Source organism: Massilia sp. GER05, from assembly GCF_052056005.1.
Lineage (GTDB): Bacteria > Pseudomonadota > Gammaproteobacteria > Burkholderiales > Burkholderiaceae_D > Telluria > Telluria orientalis.
In genome coordinates this window covers 6,731,393-6,744,354 of record NZ_CP178858.1, presented here as the reverse complement: position 1 = coordinate 6,744,354, position 12,962 = coordinate 6,731,393, and the positions used below count along the sequence as shown (strand labels likewise).

The 12,962-nt window shown below is 66.4% G+C and carries 15 protein-coding genes and 1 pseudogene; 3 read left to right on the top strand and 13 right to left on the bottom strand.

The genetic code is table 11. The features are described 5' to 3' along the window. Window positions 1-5 precede the first annotated feature (5 nt). From ACL58G_RS29700 to ACL58G_RS29690, 3 genes are read left to right on the top strand one after another with little or no spacing between them, the layout of a single operon-like run. The gene (locus ACL58G_RS29700) at window positions 6-1,619 is read left to right on the top strand and encodes an OmpP1/FadL family transporter (protein WP_440964052.1); all 1,614 of its coding nucleotides are present in this window, start codon (window positions 6-8) and stop codon (window positions 1,617-1,619) included. A gap of 12 nt (window positions 1,620-1,631) precedes the next feature. Next, on the top strand, window positions 1,632-2,186 hold the full coding sequence (locus tag ACL58G_RS29695) for a DUF2059 domain-containing protein (RefSeq protein WP_440964051.1): 555 nt from the start codon (window positions 1,632-1,634) through the stop codon (window positions 2,184-2,186). Window positions 2,187-2,222: 36 nt separating this feature from the next. Then, the gene (locus ACL58G_RS29690; protein ID WP_440964050.1) at window positions 2,223-3,005 is read left to right on the top strand and encodes a hypothetical protein; all 783 of its coding nucleotides are present in this window, start codon (window positions 2,223-2,225) and stop codon (window positions 3,003-3,005) included. Window positions 3,006-3,118: 113 nt separating this feature from the next. Here the strand turns inward: ACL58G_RS29690 and ACL58G_RS29685 are convergent, their stop codons facing one another. The 13 genes and pseudogenes from ACL58G_RS29685 to flgB form a co-directional block, all read right to left on the bottom strand. Further along, on the bottom strand, window positions 3,119-4,159 hold the full coding sequence (locus ACL58G_RS29685; protein ID WP_413387081.1) for a hypothetical protein: 1,041 nt from the start codon (window positions 4,157-4,159) through the stop codon (window positions 3,119-3,121). 5 nt (window positions 4,160-4,164) lie between these two features. Beyond that, complete coding sequence (gene flgL, locus ACL58G_RS29680) at window positions 4,165-5,076, bottom strand: flagellar hook-associated protein FlgL (RefSeq protein WP_440968160.1); 912 nt, start codon at window positions 5,074-5,076, stop codon at window positions 4,165-4,167. Window positions 5,077-5,087: 11 nt separating this feature from the next. Then, window positions 5,088-5,162: a hypothetical protein gene (locus ACL58G_RS29675; protein WP_440968158.1), complete on the bottom strand. Its 75-nt coding sequence runs from the start codon at window positions 5,160-5,162 to the stop codon at window positions 5,088-5,090. 364 nt (window positions 5,163-5,526) lie between these two features. Continuing rightward, window positions 5,527-6,459 (bottom strand): annotated as a pseudogene (gene flgK, locus ACL58G_RS29670) (flagellar hook-associated protein FlgK); the annotation flags it as partial. Window positions 6,460-6,504: 45 nt separating this feature from the next. Continuing rightward, window positions 6,505-6,768, bottom strand: a complete 264-nt coding sequence (locus ACL58G_RS29665) for a rod-binding protein (protein ID WP_440964049.1) — start codon at window positions 6,766-6,768, stop codon at window positions 6,505-6,507. Window positions 6,769-6,842: 74 nt separating this feature from the next. Then, complete coding sequence (locus ACL58G_RS29660; protein ID WP_413387084.1) at window positions 6,843-8,000, bottom strand: flagellar basal body P-ring protein FlgI; 1,158 nt, start codon at window positions 7,998-8,000, stop codon at window positions 6,843-6,845. A 7-nt stretch (window positions 8,001-8,007) separates the two neighbouring features. Next, window positions 8,008-8,676: a flagellar basal body L-ring protein FlgH gene (gene flgH / locus ACL58G_RS29655; RefSeq protein ID WP_413387085.1), complete on the bottom strand. Its 669-nt coding sequence runs from the start codon at window positions 8,674-8,676 to the stop codon at window positions 8,008-8,010. Window positions 8,677-8,678: 2 nt separating this feature from the next. Then, window positions 8,679-9,464, bottom strand: a complete 786-nt coding sequence (flgG, locus tag ACL58G_RS29650; RefSeq protein ID WP_200948751.1) for a flagellar basal-body rod protein FlgG — start codon at window positions 9,462-9,464, stop codon at window positions 8,679-8,681. A 37-nt stretch (window positions 9,465-9,501) separates the two neighbouring features. Then, a complete protein-coding gene (locus ACL58G_RS29645; RefSeq protein WP_413341023.1) occupies window positions 9,502-10,227 on the bottom strand; it encodes a flagellar basal body rod protein FlgF in 726 nt (241 codons plus the stop codon). 12 nt (window positions 10,228-10,239) lie between these two features. After that, entirely contained in the window at window positions 10,240-11,424 is a 1,185-nt protein-coding gene (locus ACL58G_RS29640) for a flagellar hook protein FlgE (protein ID WP_413387086.1), read from the bottom strand. 41 nt (window positions 11,425-11,465) lie between these two features. Beyond that, complete coding sequence (locus ACL58G_RS29635) at window positions 11,466-12,131, bottom strand: flagellar hook capping FlgD N-terminal domain-containing protein (RefSeq protein WP_413341027.1); 666 nt, start codon at window positions 12,129-12,131, stop codon at window positions 11,466-11,468. Window positions 12,132-12,133: 2 nt separating this feature from the next. Beyond that, window positions 12,134-12,538, bottom strand: a complete 405-nt coding sequence (gene flgC / locus ACL58G_RS29630) for a flagellar basal body rod protein FlgC (protein WP_036235094.1) — start codon at window positions 12,536-12,538, stop codon at window positions 12,134-12,136. Between the two features lie 10 nt (window positions 12,539-12,548). Further along, window positions 12,549-12,908, bottom strand: a complete 360-nt coding sequence (gene flgB, locus ACL58G_RS29625; RefSeq protein WP_056123393.1) for a flagellar basal body rod protein FlgB — start codon at window positions 12,906-12,908, stop codon at window positions 12,549-12,551. Between the last annotated feature and the right edge of the window lie 54 nt (window positions 12,909-12,962).

Sequence of the window (12,962 nt, the reverse complement as noted above, 5' to 3'; positions counted from 1 at the left end):
TGCCCATGAACGCCGCGCCGTCACCGATCGTTCTGCTCGCCGCGGCCGGCCTGGCCGCGGCGCTGGCGCCGGTCGCCCATGCCGGCGTCACCGACAACCTCGTCACGAGCCCCACCGCGATGGCGATGGGGAATGCGGTGACGGCCGACCCGCCCGGGATCGAATCGATCCACTTCAACCCGGCCGGTCTCGCGCGCCTGGAAGGCACGCACCACATCGATTCGGTGTTCGTGGCGACGATCCGCAACCCGAACCGGTTCGTGTCCGCGCCCGACCTCGACATCGGCGGCTTCAAGGACGATCCGATCAACGGCAAGTCGAGCGGCCCGGTGCGCCAGGCCCTCTACATCCCGTTCTACGGCGTCCCCAAGGCGCGCCTGCCGGGCGTGCTGGTGCCGAGCATGGGCATGTCGTACAACGCGCCCGGTTCGCGCTGGACGTTCGGCACGAACGTCTACCTGGCGGCGGCGATGAGTATCGACCGCACCAAGGACCCGGACGATCCCGCGCGCTTCGACGGCCGCCTGGTCCAGCTGCAGCGTCTCGTGTACCTGTCGCCGGCGGCCGCGTACAAGGTGTCGGACACGCTGAAGATCGGCATCTCGGTGCCGATCGCGTATTCCGCGTTCGCCATCAACACCGACTTCCGCGCGCCCAACAAGCTGCTCGGCACCGTCGGTCAACTGCAGAAGGCCGTCTGCCCGGACGGCAACGGCACCGTGATCGACACGCTGACGTTCGGCCTGTGCGGCGGCGGTCCGGAAGGGATGGTCAATCCGTTCAAGCGCGCCGCGAACATCGACTTCGATCTGCGTGCGTCGTTCGACCCGACGGTCAACATCGGCGTGCTGTGGGAACCGAAAAAATGGTTCGCGCTGGGCCTCGTGTACCAGGGCGGCGCGCGTACGACCTACACCGGTTCGTACACGTTCCACAGCGACCCGATGCTGCGCAGCTTCGTGCGCGGTCTGAATTCGAGCCTGCTCGGGCCGATCGTCGGCGCCGTCACCGGCATGCCGCAGGACATACCCGAATACCAGTCGGGGAACATGACGGCGCAGATCCCGTTCCCGTGGCGCGTGCAGGCCGGCATGAAGCTGATGCTGACGGATTACGTGCAGGTGAACGCGGACGTCAGCTACGCCGACTGGTCCCAGTGGAACGAGCTGACGTTCCAGTTCGACCGCAGCGTCAAGCTGCTCGAGATGGCGCGCCTGTTCGGCTATGCGAATTCGAGCCAGGCCACGTTCAAGATGGGTTTCAGGAGCGTCGTCAACTACAGCTTCGGCACGCAGCTGAACCTGACGAAGAAGCTCGCGCTGCGCTTCGGCTACGAGCCGCGCAAGAGCTCCATCCCGGGCAACCAGATGAGTCTTCTCGCGCCGCTGCCGGACACGAAACTCAGGAGCGTCGGCCTGCGCTACCGTTTCGACGACGGCGGGGAACTCAACCTGACGGGCAGCTACATGAAGGGGACGTACGACATCCCCGCGCGCGGCGACTGCAATCTGAATTGCGACAATTTCTTCAACCTGATCTACAACCCTTACGCGGCCACCAACGTGTCCGGCAGCCTGATCGTGAAATACGCGGGCGCCTCGTACACGCGGCCGTTCTGACTGGAGACGACGATGTTGCGAACGATGTGGATGACGATGGCGCTCGGTGCGGGCGTGGGCCTGGCCGCGGGCGCGCACGCGGAGGGCATCACCGGCGTGCCCCCCGCCAAGCAGGCGCTCGTGCAGCGCGTGCTGGACAAGATGGGGCTGGAATCCGTCGGCCTGCAGATGCTGCAGGCGCCGGTGGCCGACATGCTGCGGCAGTCGCGCGTGGTCGTGCAGAGTCGCGTCCCGGCCGACAAGCAGGACGCGACGATGAAGGACATCACGGTGGAGGCGACGAAGTTCGTCGAGCAGGAATCCCCGGGCCTGCGCACGAGCACGCGCGCGATCGTGCAGTCCAGCGTGGCGCCGCTGCTCGCGCAGAAGTTCAGCGAGGACGAGCTGAAACAGCTGGCGGGCATCCTCGAATCGCCCGTGCTGGCGAAGTTCGAGAGCGTCGTGCCGGAGATGAAGAAGGCCGTCGGCGAAAACGTGGCCAAGGCCAACGCGGCGCAGATCCAGCCGAAGATGACGGCGCTGCAGAACCGCGTGGGCCTGAAGCTGCGCGCGGCCGTCGGGCAGTGATGACCACACCATGAGGAGGCGGGGATGAGCGACTGGATGACACGCAGTACCAACAGGTCCCGGCTGGGCCAGATCCTGATCGAGAAGAAGCTGATCTCGCAGGACCAGCTGGACGCGGCGATCCGCGCGCAGGAACAGAGCGGACGCCGGCTGGGCGAGATCCTGGCCGACATGAAGCTGATCACGCAGGCGCAGGTGCGCGGCGCCGTGCGGCGCCAGCGCAGCCTGCGCATGGCGGCGGCGCTGGCGACCGCCTTGCTCGGGCCTTTGCACGCCTACGCGGCGGTGGCGGCGGCGCCGGCGGCGGCCGTCTCCACGCGCCTTGGCGGCGAAAGCGGGCGCGAATTCGGTCGCGGCATGCGTGCGCTGTCGGATGAGGAACTGGGGGAGGTGACGGCCCAGGGCCGCAAGGAGGATCAACTGGGCGATGCGCTGCGCGACCAGGCGCGCCTGGCGGAACTGCGCCTGATCGCCATGGCGGCGCAGGGCGGCCCGCATGGGGTGCGGACCGCCGTGCAGCACGCGCTGCCGAACGACGGCGTGCGCGTGCTGGGCGAACTGGCGACGGTGTTCAATCCGCTCGCACTGCTGCTGTCGGCCGACACGACGGTGCGCGACGTCAGCTACGACCCGGCCAATTCGCACGCGACCGTGAACAAGGACGGCTCCATCACCTTGCGCCTGCCCAGCACGATCGGCGAGATCAGCTTCCGCAACATCCGCGTGGGCAGCCATCCGGGGCCGACGTTCGGCAGCATCGAGATCCACGACATCGATTTGCGGGGGACGACGATCAGCGTGAAGCCGCTGGGTCGTTGACCCATAAACGTCGTCCCCGCGGAGGCGGGGACCCAAGTTCCAGGCGTATCGAAACGCTTGCAAGATTGGGCCCCCGGCAAGGCGGACGGCTAGTCCGGGGGCGACGGTGGTTTTTAACGCAGGCCGAGCAGCGCGAGGACGCGATCCCGGCTGACGCCGACGAGCGCCGACGTCAGGGCGATCAGCGACTCGTAGTCGGTGCTGGCGGCGACCTTGCCGAAGTCGTCGATCGCGATGGTCATGTCGGGCGGCGGCGTCGCGGCATCCGACACCTGGGCGCTGGCAGCCTGCAGGGCAGCGCTGGCGGCGGCCTGCGAACGGTGCACGCGTTCCAGAGCCTGCACGACTTCGCGCAGGCTCTGGCGCAGCGCGTCGGCATTGCCGGTCTCCGCGCCCACGTTCCACAGCTGGGGTGCCAGGTTCGCCGGCAGTTCTTCGGTGGTCACGCGGCCGCGGCCGCTCACGGCGATGCTGTCCTTGACGGACGACCAGTTCGATTCCGGCGTCGAGAACACGAGTTCCCCGTTCTCGTCCAGGCTCGCATGCACGCCCATCGGGGCGAGGGCGCGGTCGAGGGCGCGGGCGACTTCCTGGTTCGACTGGTCCGGCTCGATGTTGACGCCCATCTGCGGGCCGCCGGCGCTGCCGACCGAGAACGAGATGGTCAGCGGCGCGTTCTGCTTGATGCTGGCGATGTCGAGGCCGCGGATACGGAAGCGCTGCGTGGCCGGCTTCGTCGAATAATTCAGGTTGTTGTCGACGCTGCCGCCGCCGGTCTTCTTGCGCTCGGCCAGCGTTTGTGCAAGCTGGCGCGCGTGGACTTCGAGCTGCAGGCGCGAACCGTTGCGGGTGCCGGCCAGCTTGGCCGTCAGCTCGCCCTTCAGCGCCTCGAGCTGGTTCGACACGCGTTCCAGATAGTCGAGCGCCTGCTGGGCGCCCGCGACCTGGTCCTGCAGGCCGCTGGCGATCTTCGCCGCGCTGCCGTTGGCGCGCAGCGGTGCCGCGGACGCGGCGGAGGCCGCCGTCGTGGCGGCCGCCGTGTCGTCGACGGACCCGCTCGAGCGGGTCGGAACGAGCCGGGAGGAGGCATTCGCCCGGGTGCCGAGTGTGCCGCCGGTTCCGCCGGCGGTCGTGGGTCGTAATGTGGTATCCATCGCCGTCAGAGCACCGCGAACAGGGACAGCGTGCCGATCTTGCTGTAGGCCTTGTAGCTGGCCTGGAGCGCCGTCTGGTAGCCGTTCAGCTCGATGGCCGCGGTACCGACGTCGAGCTGGCCGATGTCGAGGATCGCCGTCTGGTTCGACAGGCTGACGTTCTCGTGGTTGGCGTCGATCGTCTTGAGGACGTTCTGCTGGCCGCCGATGACGGCGACCTTGCCGGTAACGAGATTCAGCGCATCGTCGAAGCCGTCGAGGTTGGCCTTCAGGATGCTGCGCACGGCGGGGTCGTTGGCATTGACCGTGCTGCTCGACATCGTGCTGATCGTCTGGTCGAGCTGGTTCAGCAGTTTTTCCAGCCCGTTGACGTTCTGGTTCGCCACCTGGGTGATGCCATTGCCCACCACCACCAGCTGGTCATTCGTGTTACCCGTATAGCTGTAGCGCGAACCGAGCGGGGCGGCGGCATTGTACGTGATCGGGGCCGTGCCGGTCTCGGTGCCGGAAAATACGTAGCGGCCTTCCTGGTCGACCGTGTTGGCCGAGTACATCAGGCTGTCGCGCAACGAGGTCAGCGGGCTGGTCATGGCGTTCAAGTCCTGCGAGGTGTTCGAACCGTTCAGTGCCCACACGAGCAGGTCGCGGCCCGGGCCCATGTCGTTGACCATGTTCTGCAGGTAGCCTTCGTTCTTCGTGAGCCGTTCGTTGATCGCGGCGATGTTGTTGCGGTACTGCTTGATGCCGGCTTCTTCGCGCTTGAGGCGCGACAGGCGCACGCTGTCGACTGGATCGTCCGACGGCAGCTGGATGCGGTTGCCGTTGGCCATCTGCTGCGTCACGTAGGTGATGCTCTCCTGGTTCAGCTCGAGCGACTGGGTCATCATCGCCTGATATTGACTGGTGGCGATACGCATGCTTTTCTCCTTTAGCCCATCATCTGCAAGGTGGCGTCGAACAGCGCGTTCGCGACGGACATCACCTTCATGTTGGCCTGGTACATGTTCTGGTATTCGACGAGATGCACGGCTTCCTCGTCCTGGTTGACGCCGCTCGTCGACTGCCAGTCCGCGACGGCCTGGTCGCGCATCGTCTGCGCGGTCTTGAGGGCCCCCTTGTTCTGCTGGCTGTCGACGGCGAGGCGGCCGACGAGCTGGGTGTCGGCGTCGCTGATGAGCACCGTGCCGATCTTCGCCATCGTGATCGTCTGGCTCTTGATGGCGACCAGTTGTTGCAGGTTGCCGGTGTCGCCCGGCTTGCCGTCGCTGGAAAATGCGAGGTCCGACGTTCTGGTAGCCGTCCGCCACCTGCAGCATGTTCGACGTGCTGCCCGGGTTGTACACGAACAGCGGCTTGCCGGCCGACCCGTCCATCGCATACCCGGCCTTGAGCTGGGTGTTGACCTTGTCGGCGATCTGCTGCGCCATCTCGGCCACGCCCTGCTGCAGCGGCAGCAGCGTGTCCTGTTCATAGACCGACAGGCCGCCCAGTTGGCCGCCGGCCCTCGTCGTGTCGAGGTCGAACGTCGTGCCGGCGAACGTCAGGGTGAAGGTCTGCGCGGCGCCGCCGCTGACCGACAGCTTGGCGGGGACGCCGCCCAATACCAGCGACTGGCCGGTCTTGAGCGACACGTTGCGGGTGCCGTCCGGCTGGTCGCTGACTTCCAGGCCCATCTGGCTCGCCAGGCTGTCGATGGCCTGGTCGCGCGCGTCGATCAGGGCCGACGGATTGCTGCCGGTGGCGTTCGCGTTCGCGATCTGGGCGTTCAGCGACGCGATCGACGCGATCGTCGAGTTGGCCGAGTCGACCAGCGCGCTGCGCTGCTGGCGCACCGATTGCAACTGGGCGTTGTAGACGTTGTTCATGCTGTTGAAACGCTGGGCCAGCAGGCCGGCGGCGGTCACCACCTGCTGGCGCAGCGGGGTCGACGTCGGGTCGACGCCGGCCACCGAGTTCAAGGCCGCGAAGAAGCCGTCGACGCCGCTCGACAGGCTGGCGGTGTCGTCGCCCATCACTTTTTCCAGCTGGGTCAGGTAGGGCTGGGTCTGCGAATGCGCGCCCAGGTCCGACGCGCTGCGCCACATCTGCTGCGTCTTGTAGCTGTCGGAGAACCGCATCAGCTCGGTCACGCGCACGCCGTTGCCGGCCTGGCTCGAACCGGCCGCCGGCGCGACCGCGCTCAGCAGGGCCGACTGGCGGGTGTACCCCTTGGTCTGCAGGTTGGCGATGTTCTGGCTGCTGGCGGACAGGGCCAGTTGCGAAGCGACTGCTCCGGACAGGGCGTTGTTCAGGATGCTCATGGTGCGAAGCCTTCTTGTGCGTGGTCAGTAATGACAGGCGACCGTTCAGCTCGTTTTATTAAGCGGCGCGGGCAAGATCTGCCGCAAAATCGCATCGGCGACGCCGAAGGCACGCTGTTGCGCCATATTACCGGCCAACATGTTATCCACCATGTCGGTCATGTCCTGGTTGACTTTGTCCTTCGTCGGGCTGTCGTCCGGCGCGATGGCGCGCGTGCTCTCGCGCATCTGGTGCAGCATGTGCGAAATGAAAAAGCTCTCGAATTCGACGGCGGCCTTGGTCGCTTTGGCAACGTAGGCCTTGTCCACGGCGGGCGCGACTTTTTCCTCACCCGCGGCCTGGTCCGGCTGCTCCGGACCGATTGCGTTGACGTTGTTTAGCATCAGATCACCACCAGTTCGCCTTCGATCGCGCCGGCCTGGTCGAGGGCCTGCAGGATCGCCATGATGTCGTCGGGAGAAGCGCCGAGGCTGTTGACCGTGTCGATGATGGTCTGCAGGCGGGCGCCGGCCGGCCAGTGGAACATCTGGCCCGAGCCCTGGTCGACCGACACCTTCGATTGCGGCGTGACCTGCGTCTGGCCTTTCGAGAACGGACCCGGCTGGCTGACGGCCGAGCTTTCCGAGATCACGACCTTGAGCGAGCCGTGGGTCACGGCGGCCGATTTCACGCGCAGGCCGTCGGAAATCACGACGGTGCCCGTGCGCGAGTTGAACACGACGCGCGGCACTTCCTCGCCGGCTTCCACCGCCATGTTTTCCAGCTTGGCGACGAAGGCGACGCGTTCGGTCGGATTCGTCGGCGCCACGACCTCGACGCTGGTGCCGTCGGCGGTGGTCGCGACCTGGCCGAAGCGGCGGTTGATCGCGTTCACGACATTGGTCGCGGTGTCGAAGTTCGGGTGCCGCAGGCGCAGCAGCACGGCCGGGCGGGTGGCGAAATCGGTCGCGATTTCGCGCTCGATTATCGCGCCGTTCGGGATGCGGCCGCTGGTCGGCGTGTTGACCGTCACCGACGAGCCGCTCTTGCCGGCCGCCGACAGGCCGCCGACGACGAGGTTGCCCTGGGCCAGCGCATAGACGTCGTTGTCGGCCGCGCGCAGCTGGGTCAGCAGCAGGGTACCGCCGCGCAGGCTTTTCGCGTCGCCCAGCGACGAGACGGTCACGTCGATCTGCTGGCCGCGGCGGTAGCCGGGCGGGAACACGGCCGAGACCATGACGGCGGCCACGTTCTTGTTCTTCGCTTCCTCGCCTTCCGGCAGCTTGACGCCGAACTGCTTGAGCATGTTGACGACCGACTGGCTCGAGTACTTCACCTGGGTGGAGTCGCCGCTGCCGTTCAGGCCGACGACGAGGCCGTAGCCGACGAGCGGGTTTTCGCGCACGCCTTCCACGCTGGCGAGGTTGCGCAGCGGCTGGGTGCGCGCGAGGATGGCCAAGTCGGGACTGACGGACGCGGTCTTCACGGCGGGGGCGGCCAGGGCCGGCAGCGCCAGCACCGCGGCCAGGACCAGGGAAGCGAAACGTAAGATGCGGGTCATGACGTCCTCAGAAGGGCATGAACGGACCGGTGAAGAACCGGGTCAGCCAGCCGGGGGTATTGGCTTCGGCCAGCGTGCCCTGGCCGGAATAAGCGATGCGGGCATTGGCCACGCGCAGCGACGACACCTGGTTCTCGTTGTCGATGTCGGCGGCGCGCAGGTAACCCTTGATGCGGACGTATTCCTCGCCCTGGTTCAGCTGCAGGCGCTTTTCGCCGGCCACGCGCAGCAGGCCGTTCGGCAGCACTTCCTGCACGAGCACGGTGATCGCGCCGGTCAGCGCGTTCTGCTGGGTGCTGGTGGCGTCGCCGTTGAAGCTGCGGTCGCCGGCGATCTCGAGGCCGGTGCGGCCGAAGGTCTTGCCGAGCGCGCTGATCGGCGTCACGGAGGCGGAGGAACCCTTGCTGAAGCTGGTCCCGGCCTTCTTGCTGGCCTGGGTCGTTTCCTGCAGCAGGACGGTGACGACGTCGCCCACGCGGAACGCGCGCGCGTCCGAGGTCAGCGAGACGGTATCGGCGCTGAACACGCCGCCCCCGACGCCGGCGCGCGCCGCCTGCGCTTTCGGCAGGGCGAGGGCGTCGTCCACGGGGGCGGGGGTGTTCAGGGGGACGCGCGAGGCGCATCCGGTCAGCACGAGGCTGGCCGCCATCCCGGCGGCGAGGGCGAAGCGTTTCATGGTCAGCGGGACGCCTGGGACAGGTATTGCAGCATGTTGTCGGCGGCCGACAACACCTTGGTGTTCATTTCATAGGTGCGCTGGGCGGCGATCATGTCGACCATCTCTTCGACGACCTGCACGTTCGACCCTTCCAGTGCGCCCTGCTTGATCTTGCCGAAGGCGCCGTCGCCGGCGCGGCCTTCGTTGGGCGTGCCGCTGGCGGTCGTTTCCTGGAACAGGTTGTCGCCCAGGGCCAGCAGGCCGGCCGGGTTGACGAACGTGGTCAGCGTGAGCTGGCCCAGTTCGGTCGGGGCGATGTTGCCCGGGACGGTCGCGCTGACCATGCCGTTTTCGCCGATCGTGATCGCGGTCGCGTTGTTCGGCACGGTGATCTGCGGCACCAGGGGCAGGCCCTGCGCGTTGACCAGCACGCCGTTCGAATCGACCTGCAGCTGGCCGGCGCGGGTGAATGCCGGCTGGCCGTCCGGGCGGCGCACCTGCAGGAAACCGTTGCCGTTGATTGCCACGTCGAGCGGCTGGCTCGTCGTCTGGATGCTGCCGTTGGTGAACACCTTCTGCGTGCCGACGATGTTCACGCCGTTGCCGAGCTGGACGCCGTTACTGACCGTGTTGTCGGCCGTTTGGGCGCCCGGCTGCTTGTCGACCTGGTAGAACAGGTCTTCGAACACGACGCGGTCGCGCTTGAAGCCGACCGTGTTCACGTTGGCCAGGTTGTTGGCGATGGCTTGCAGTTTCGCATCCTGCGCCTGCACGCCGGTCTTGCTGATCCACATTGCTGGATTCATGGTTTCTCTCTCTCTGGATTCGGTTGGGGACGCGCGATCAGCCGGCGATCAGCTTGTTGCCGACCTCGTTCATGCCGTCGCTGGCCTTGAACAGGCGCATCTGCACTTCGAAGCTGCGGTTCAGGCTCATGGTGGCGACCATTTCTTCGACGGCCGAGACATTGCTGCCTTCGAGCGCGCCCGGGCGGACCTTGACGTCCGGATCGGCCGGCAGCTGGGCGCCGTCGCGCGTCACGATCAGGCCCGCCTCGTTCTTCGTCAATTCGGCGCCGGTGGCGTTCACGAGGCGCAGCTTGTCGACGACCTGCATCTGCGTGGCGCCTTCGGTCAGCACGGAGATCGTGCCGTCCTTGCCGATTTCGACCGCGGTGTGCGGCGGCAGCACGATGGGGCCGCCTTCGCCCATCAGCGCATGGCCGTGGACCGACAGCGCGCCGTCGGGACCGATGTCGATCTCGCCGGAGCGGGTATAGGCTTCGTTGTCGCCATACTGCACGGCGAGATAGCCCTGGCCGCCGATCGCGACGTCGAGCGGACGGCCCGTTTCGCGCACCGAGCCGGCACGGGTCGAGACCATGTCGGCCTGCATCGACGACATATGGCGGTCGTCGTAGCCGAAACCGCCCAGCTGCTGGTTGGTCGCCACTTCCATGCTGGCCCGGAAGCCCGCGGTGTCCAGGTTCGCCAGGTTGTTGGCGTGGACCTGTTGGGCGCGCATCAGGCGCTCGGCGCCGGAAACGGCGGTGAAGATCAGTTTATCCATGGGGCGTCAGTCTTACAGGGCCTGCATGAGGGCCTGCATCATCTGGTTCTCGGTGGTCAGGACCTTCGAGTTCGCCTGGTAGTTGCGCTGCGACGTCATCAGGCCGACCAGTTCCGACGTGATGTCGACGTTCGAGCCTTCCAGCGCGCCGGTCGACAGCTTGCCGGCCAGGCCCACGCCCGGGGAGCTGTACAGGGCGGCGCCCGAGTCGGCGTTGGCGACCCAGCTGGTATCGCTGATGGAGGAGAGTGCGCCTTCGTTGGCGAAGGTGGCGAGGGCGATGGTGCCGACCACCTGCGACTGGTCGTTGCTGTACTTGGCCACGAGCGACCCGTCCGGTGCGAGTTCCACGCCCACGAACGTACCCGACGCATAGCCGTTGCTGCGGTTGGTGGTCGTGGTGGCTTCGCCGGCGAAACGGGTCGTGCCCGTGTAGTCGATGGTGACGTTGCCGGCCGCAGCGCCGCCCGCCGCCGTGATGGCGACCGAGTTGCCGGTCGTGGTCTTCAGCGCGCCGGTGGCGTCGAACGTCAGCACGGCGGGCGTCGTGCCCGGCGTCGCGCCGTCCAGCGAATAGAATGCGTTGACGGTGTTGGCGTCCTTCTTGACGAAGTATTGCGACAGGGTGTGCTGCGTGCCCAGCGAGTCGTACACGATCGACTGCTTGACCATGTTGTACGAGGTGTTCTTGGCCGGGTCGAACGGGGTGACGGTCGGCACGGTCCAGTCGGCCGACAGGTTGCCGGTGTAGGCGATGCCGGTCGTCGCGACGGCCGGGATCTGGCCGGTCGGAATTTGCACGTCGCCCATCACACCCAGCGTGCCGTTCTTGGACGGACCGTAGCCCTGCACCTTGTTGCCGTTGCTGTCGATCAGCATGCCGGTCGAGTCGGTCGAGAAGATGCCCACGCGCGAATACTGCGTCGTGCCCTGGGCGTTGACGCTGACGAAGAAGCCGCGGCCGTCGATGGCGGCGTCGAGGCCGCGGCCGGTGGTCTGGGTGCTGCCGTTCGTGCTGATGTTCTGCGTGACCGAACCGATTTCCACGCCGTTGGGGCGGCTGCCGGCCATGACGGACGAGAAGTTGGCGCGGCTGCCCTTGAAGCCGTAGGTGGCCGCGTTGGCGATGTTGTTCGAAACGGTGTTCAGTTGCTCGTTGATGGCCTGGATGCCGGACAGTGCGATGTCGAAGCTCATGTCGATTCCTTAAATGCGTTGCGGTAGAGGGTGGGCGCCGTTCAGGAGCCCGTCTTGCCGTTGAAACCCGTGACGGCCGAGGGATCGACCTCGCCGATGTTGGCCACCTGGAGCACGACGCTGGTGCCGTTCACGCGCACGCTGTTCAGGCGCGCCGCCACTTCGATCGTCGGGGCGCTGCCGTCCGACGGCTTGGCCTGGATCTTGTACGTGCCCGGCGCCAGGCCAAGGGCGTCCGGATCGATCGTGAACGACTGGGCGCCCGAACCGGGACCCAGGTCGACTTCATGCTGGCGGCCGTCGACGCCGGTCAGGACCAGGCTCGTGCCGGCCGAGAGACCATTCAGTTGCACGGTGCCGTTCACCTTGCCGCCGTCGAGCCTGACGGTGTCCGTCGCGACCGTGACGTCGGAACCCACCTGGCCGCCCATCGCGAGCGTCTGCAGGCTTTGCAGGACGGATGCGCTGGCGGTCGTCGTCTGCGACAGGTTCTGCAATGCCTCGGTCTGCGACAGCTGCGACAGCTGGTTCACGTACTGGGTCGGATCCTGCGGCGACAGCGGATCCTGGTTCTGGATCTGCGCCACCAGCAGCTTGGTGAACATGTCCTTGTTGGCCTCGGTCGGCGCCTGCGTTGCGATTTTGTTGCTGCCCGTATTCGACGTGCTGCCGAACTGGGTGTTGGTGGCGTGATTGGTGGTCACCATGTTCAGGATTCTCCCAGCTTGAGCAGCGACTGCTGCATGGATTTGATGCGTCCGAGGACTTCGACGTTGGTTTCGAAGGCGCGGCTGGCGGACATCATGTCGGCCATCTCGGACACTTCGTTGACGTTCGTGTAATAGACCATGCCGTCGGCATCGGCCTTCGGGTTGCCCGGCTCGTGCACGCGGCGCAGCGGCTCGGCGCTCTCGACCACGTCGAGCACCTGCACGCCCGCGCTGGCGTTGTTGCCCATGACGGCCGCGAAGACCGGCTTGCGGGCGCGGTACGCTTCCGCTTCGGAGCCGGCCGCGACGTCGGCGTTGGCCAGGTTGCTGGCAATCGTGTTCAGGCGCACCGACTGCGCCGCCATCGCCGAACCGGCGATCTGGGAAATATCCTTGAAGCCCATTGTTGACCTGTTATTGACCGTTGATGGCTTTTGCCAGACCGCGCAACTGCATGTTGATGAAGGTGAGGCTGGTATTGAAATCGGAAGAGTTCTGGCCGAACGCGGCCTGTTCGACGCCGATCTCGACGGTGTTGCCGTCGGCGCTCGGGTGGTAGGGCACGCGGTACAGGGGCTGGTCGTCGCTCAGGCTGAGCTCGCCGTTCTCGGTGTCGATACGATCCTGCAACATGGCGCCAAAGTCGATGTCACGGGCGGTGTAGCCGGGCGTGCTCTCGTTGGCAATGTTCGCCGCCAGCACCTTGGTGCGCTCGGCGCGCAGTTCCAGCGCGTCGGCATGCACACCCAGTGCATCTTTGAAATTAATCGTCATGTCGGGAACTCCTGTCGGTTGAACTTCGGATGATTGGTTAGAATCAGATTTTTT

What these genes read in the sequence shown, in the direction of transcription:
- ACL58G_RS29635 (WP_413341027.1), bottom strand. Translation starts at nt 12,131, where the DNA reads ATGGTGACCACCAATCACGCCACCAACACCCAGTTCGGCAGCACGTCG.
- ACL58G_RS29690 (WP_440964050.1), top strand. Translation starts at nt 2,223, where the DNA reads ATGACACGCAGTACCAACAGGTCCCGGCTGGGCCAGATCCTGATCGAG.
- ACL58G_RS29695 (WP_440964051.1), top strand. Translation starts at nt 1,632, where the DNA reads ATGTTGCGAACGATGTGGATGACGATGGCGCTCGGTGCGGGCGTGGGC.
- flgH (WP_413387085.1), bottom strand. Translation starts at nt 8,676, where the DNA reads ATGAAACGCTTCGCCCTCGCCGCCGGGATGGCGGCCAGCCTCGTGCTG.
- flgL (WP_440968160.1), bottom strand. Translation starts at nt 5,076, where the DNA reads ATGCGTATCGCCACCAGTCAATATCAGGCGATGATGACCCAGTCGCTC.
- ACL58G_RS29640 (WP_413387086.1), bottom strand. Translation starts at nt 11,424, where the DNA reads ATGAGCTTCGACATCGCACTGTCCGGCATCCAGGCCATCAACGAGCAA.
- flgC (WP_036235094.1), bottom strand. Translation starts at nt 12,538, where the DNA reads ATGGGCTTCAAGGATATTTCCCAGATCGCCGGTTCGGCGATGGCGGCG.
- ACL58G_RS29685 (WP_413387081.1), bottom strand. Translation starts at nt 4,159, where the DNA reads ATGGATACCACATTACGACCCACGACCGCCGGCGGAACCGGCGGCACA.
- ACL58G_RS29645 (WP_413341023.1), bottom strand. Translation starts at nt 10,227, where the DNA reads ATGGATAAACTGATCTTCACCGCCGTTTCCGGCGCCGAGCGCCTGATG.
- ACL58G_RS29700 (WP_440964052.1), top strand. Translation starts at nt 6, where the DNA reads ATGAACGCCGCGCCGTCACCGATCGTTCTGCTCGCCGCGGCCGGCCTG.
- flgG (WP_200948751.1), bottom strand. Translation starts at nt 9,464, where the DNA reads ATGAATCCAGCAATGTGGATCAGCAAGACCGGCGTGCAGGCGCAGGAT.
- ACL58G_RS29660 (WP_413387084.1), bottom strand. Translation starts at nt 8,000, where the DNA reads ATGACCCGCATCTTACGTTTCGCTTCCCTGGTCCTGGCCGCGGTGCTG.
- flgB (WP_056123393.1), bottom strand. Translation starts at nt 12,908, where the DNA reads ATGACGATTAATTTCAAAGATGCACTGGGTGTGCATGCCGACGCGCTG.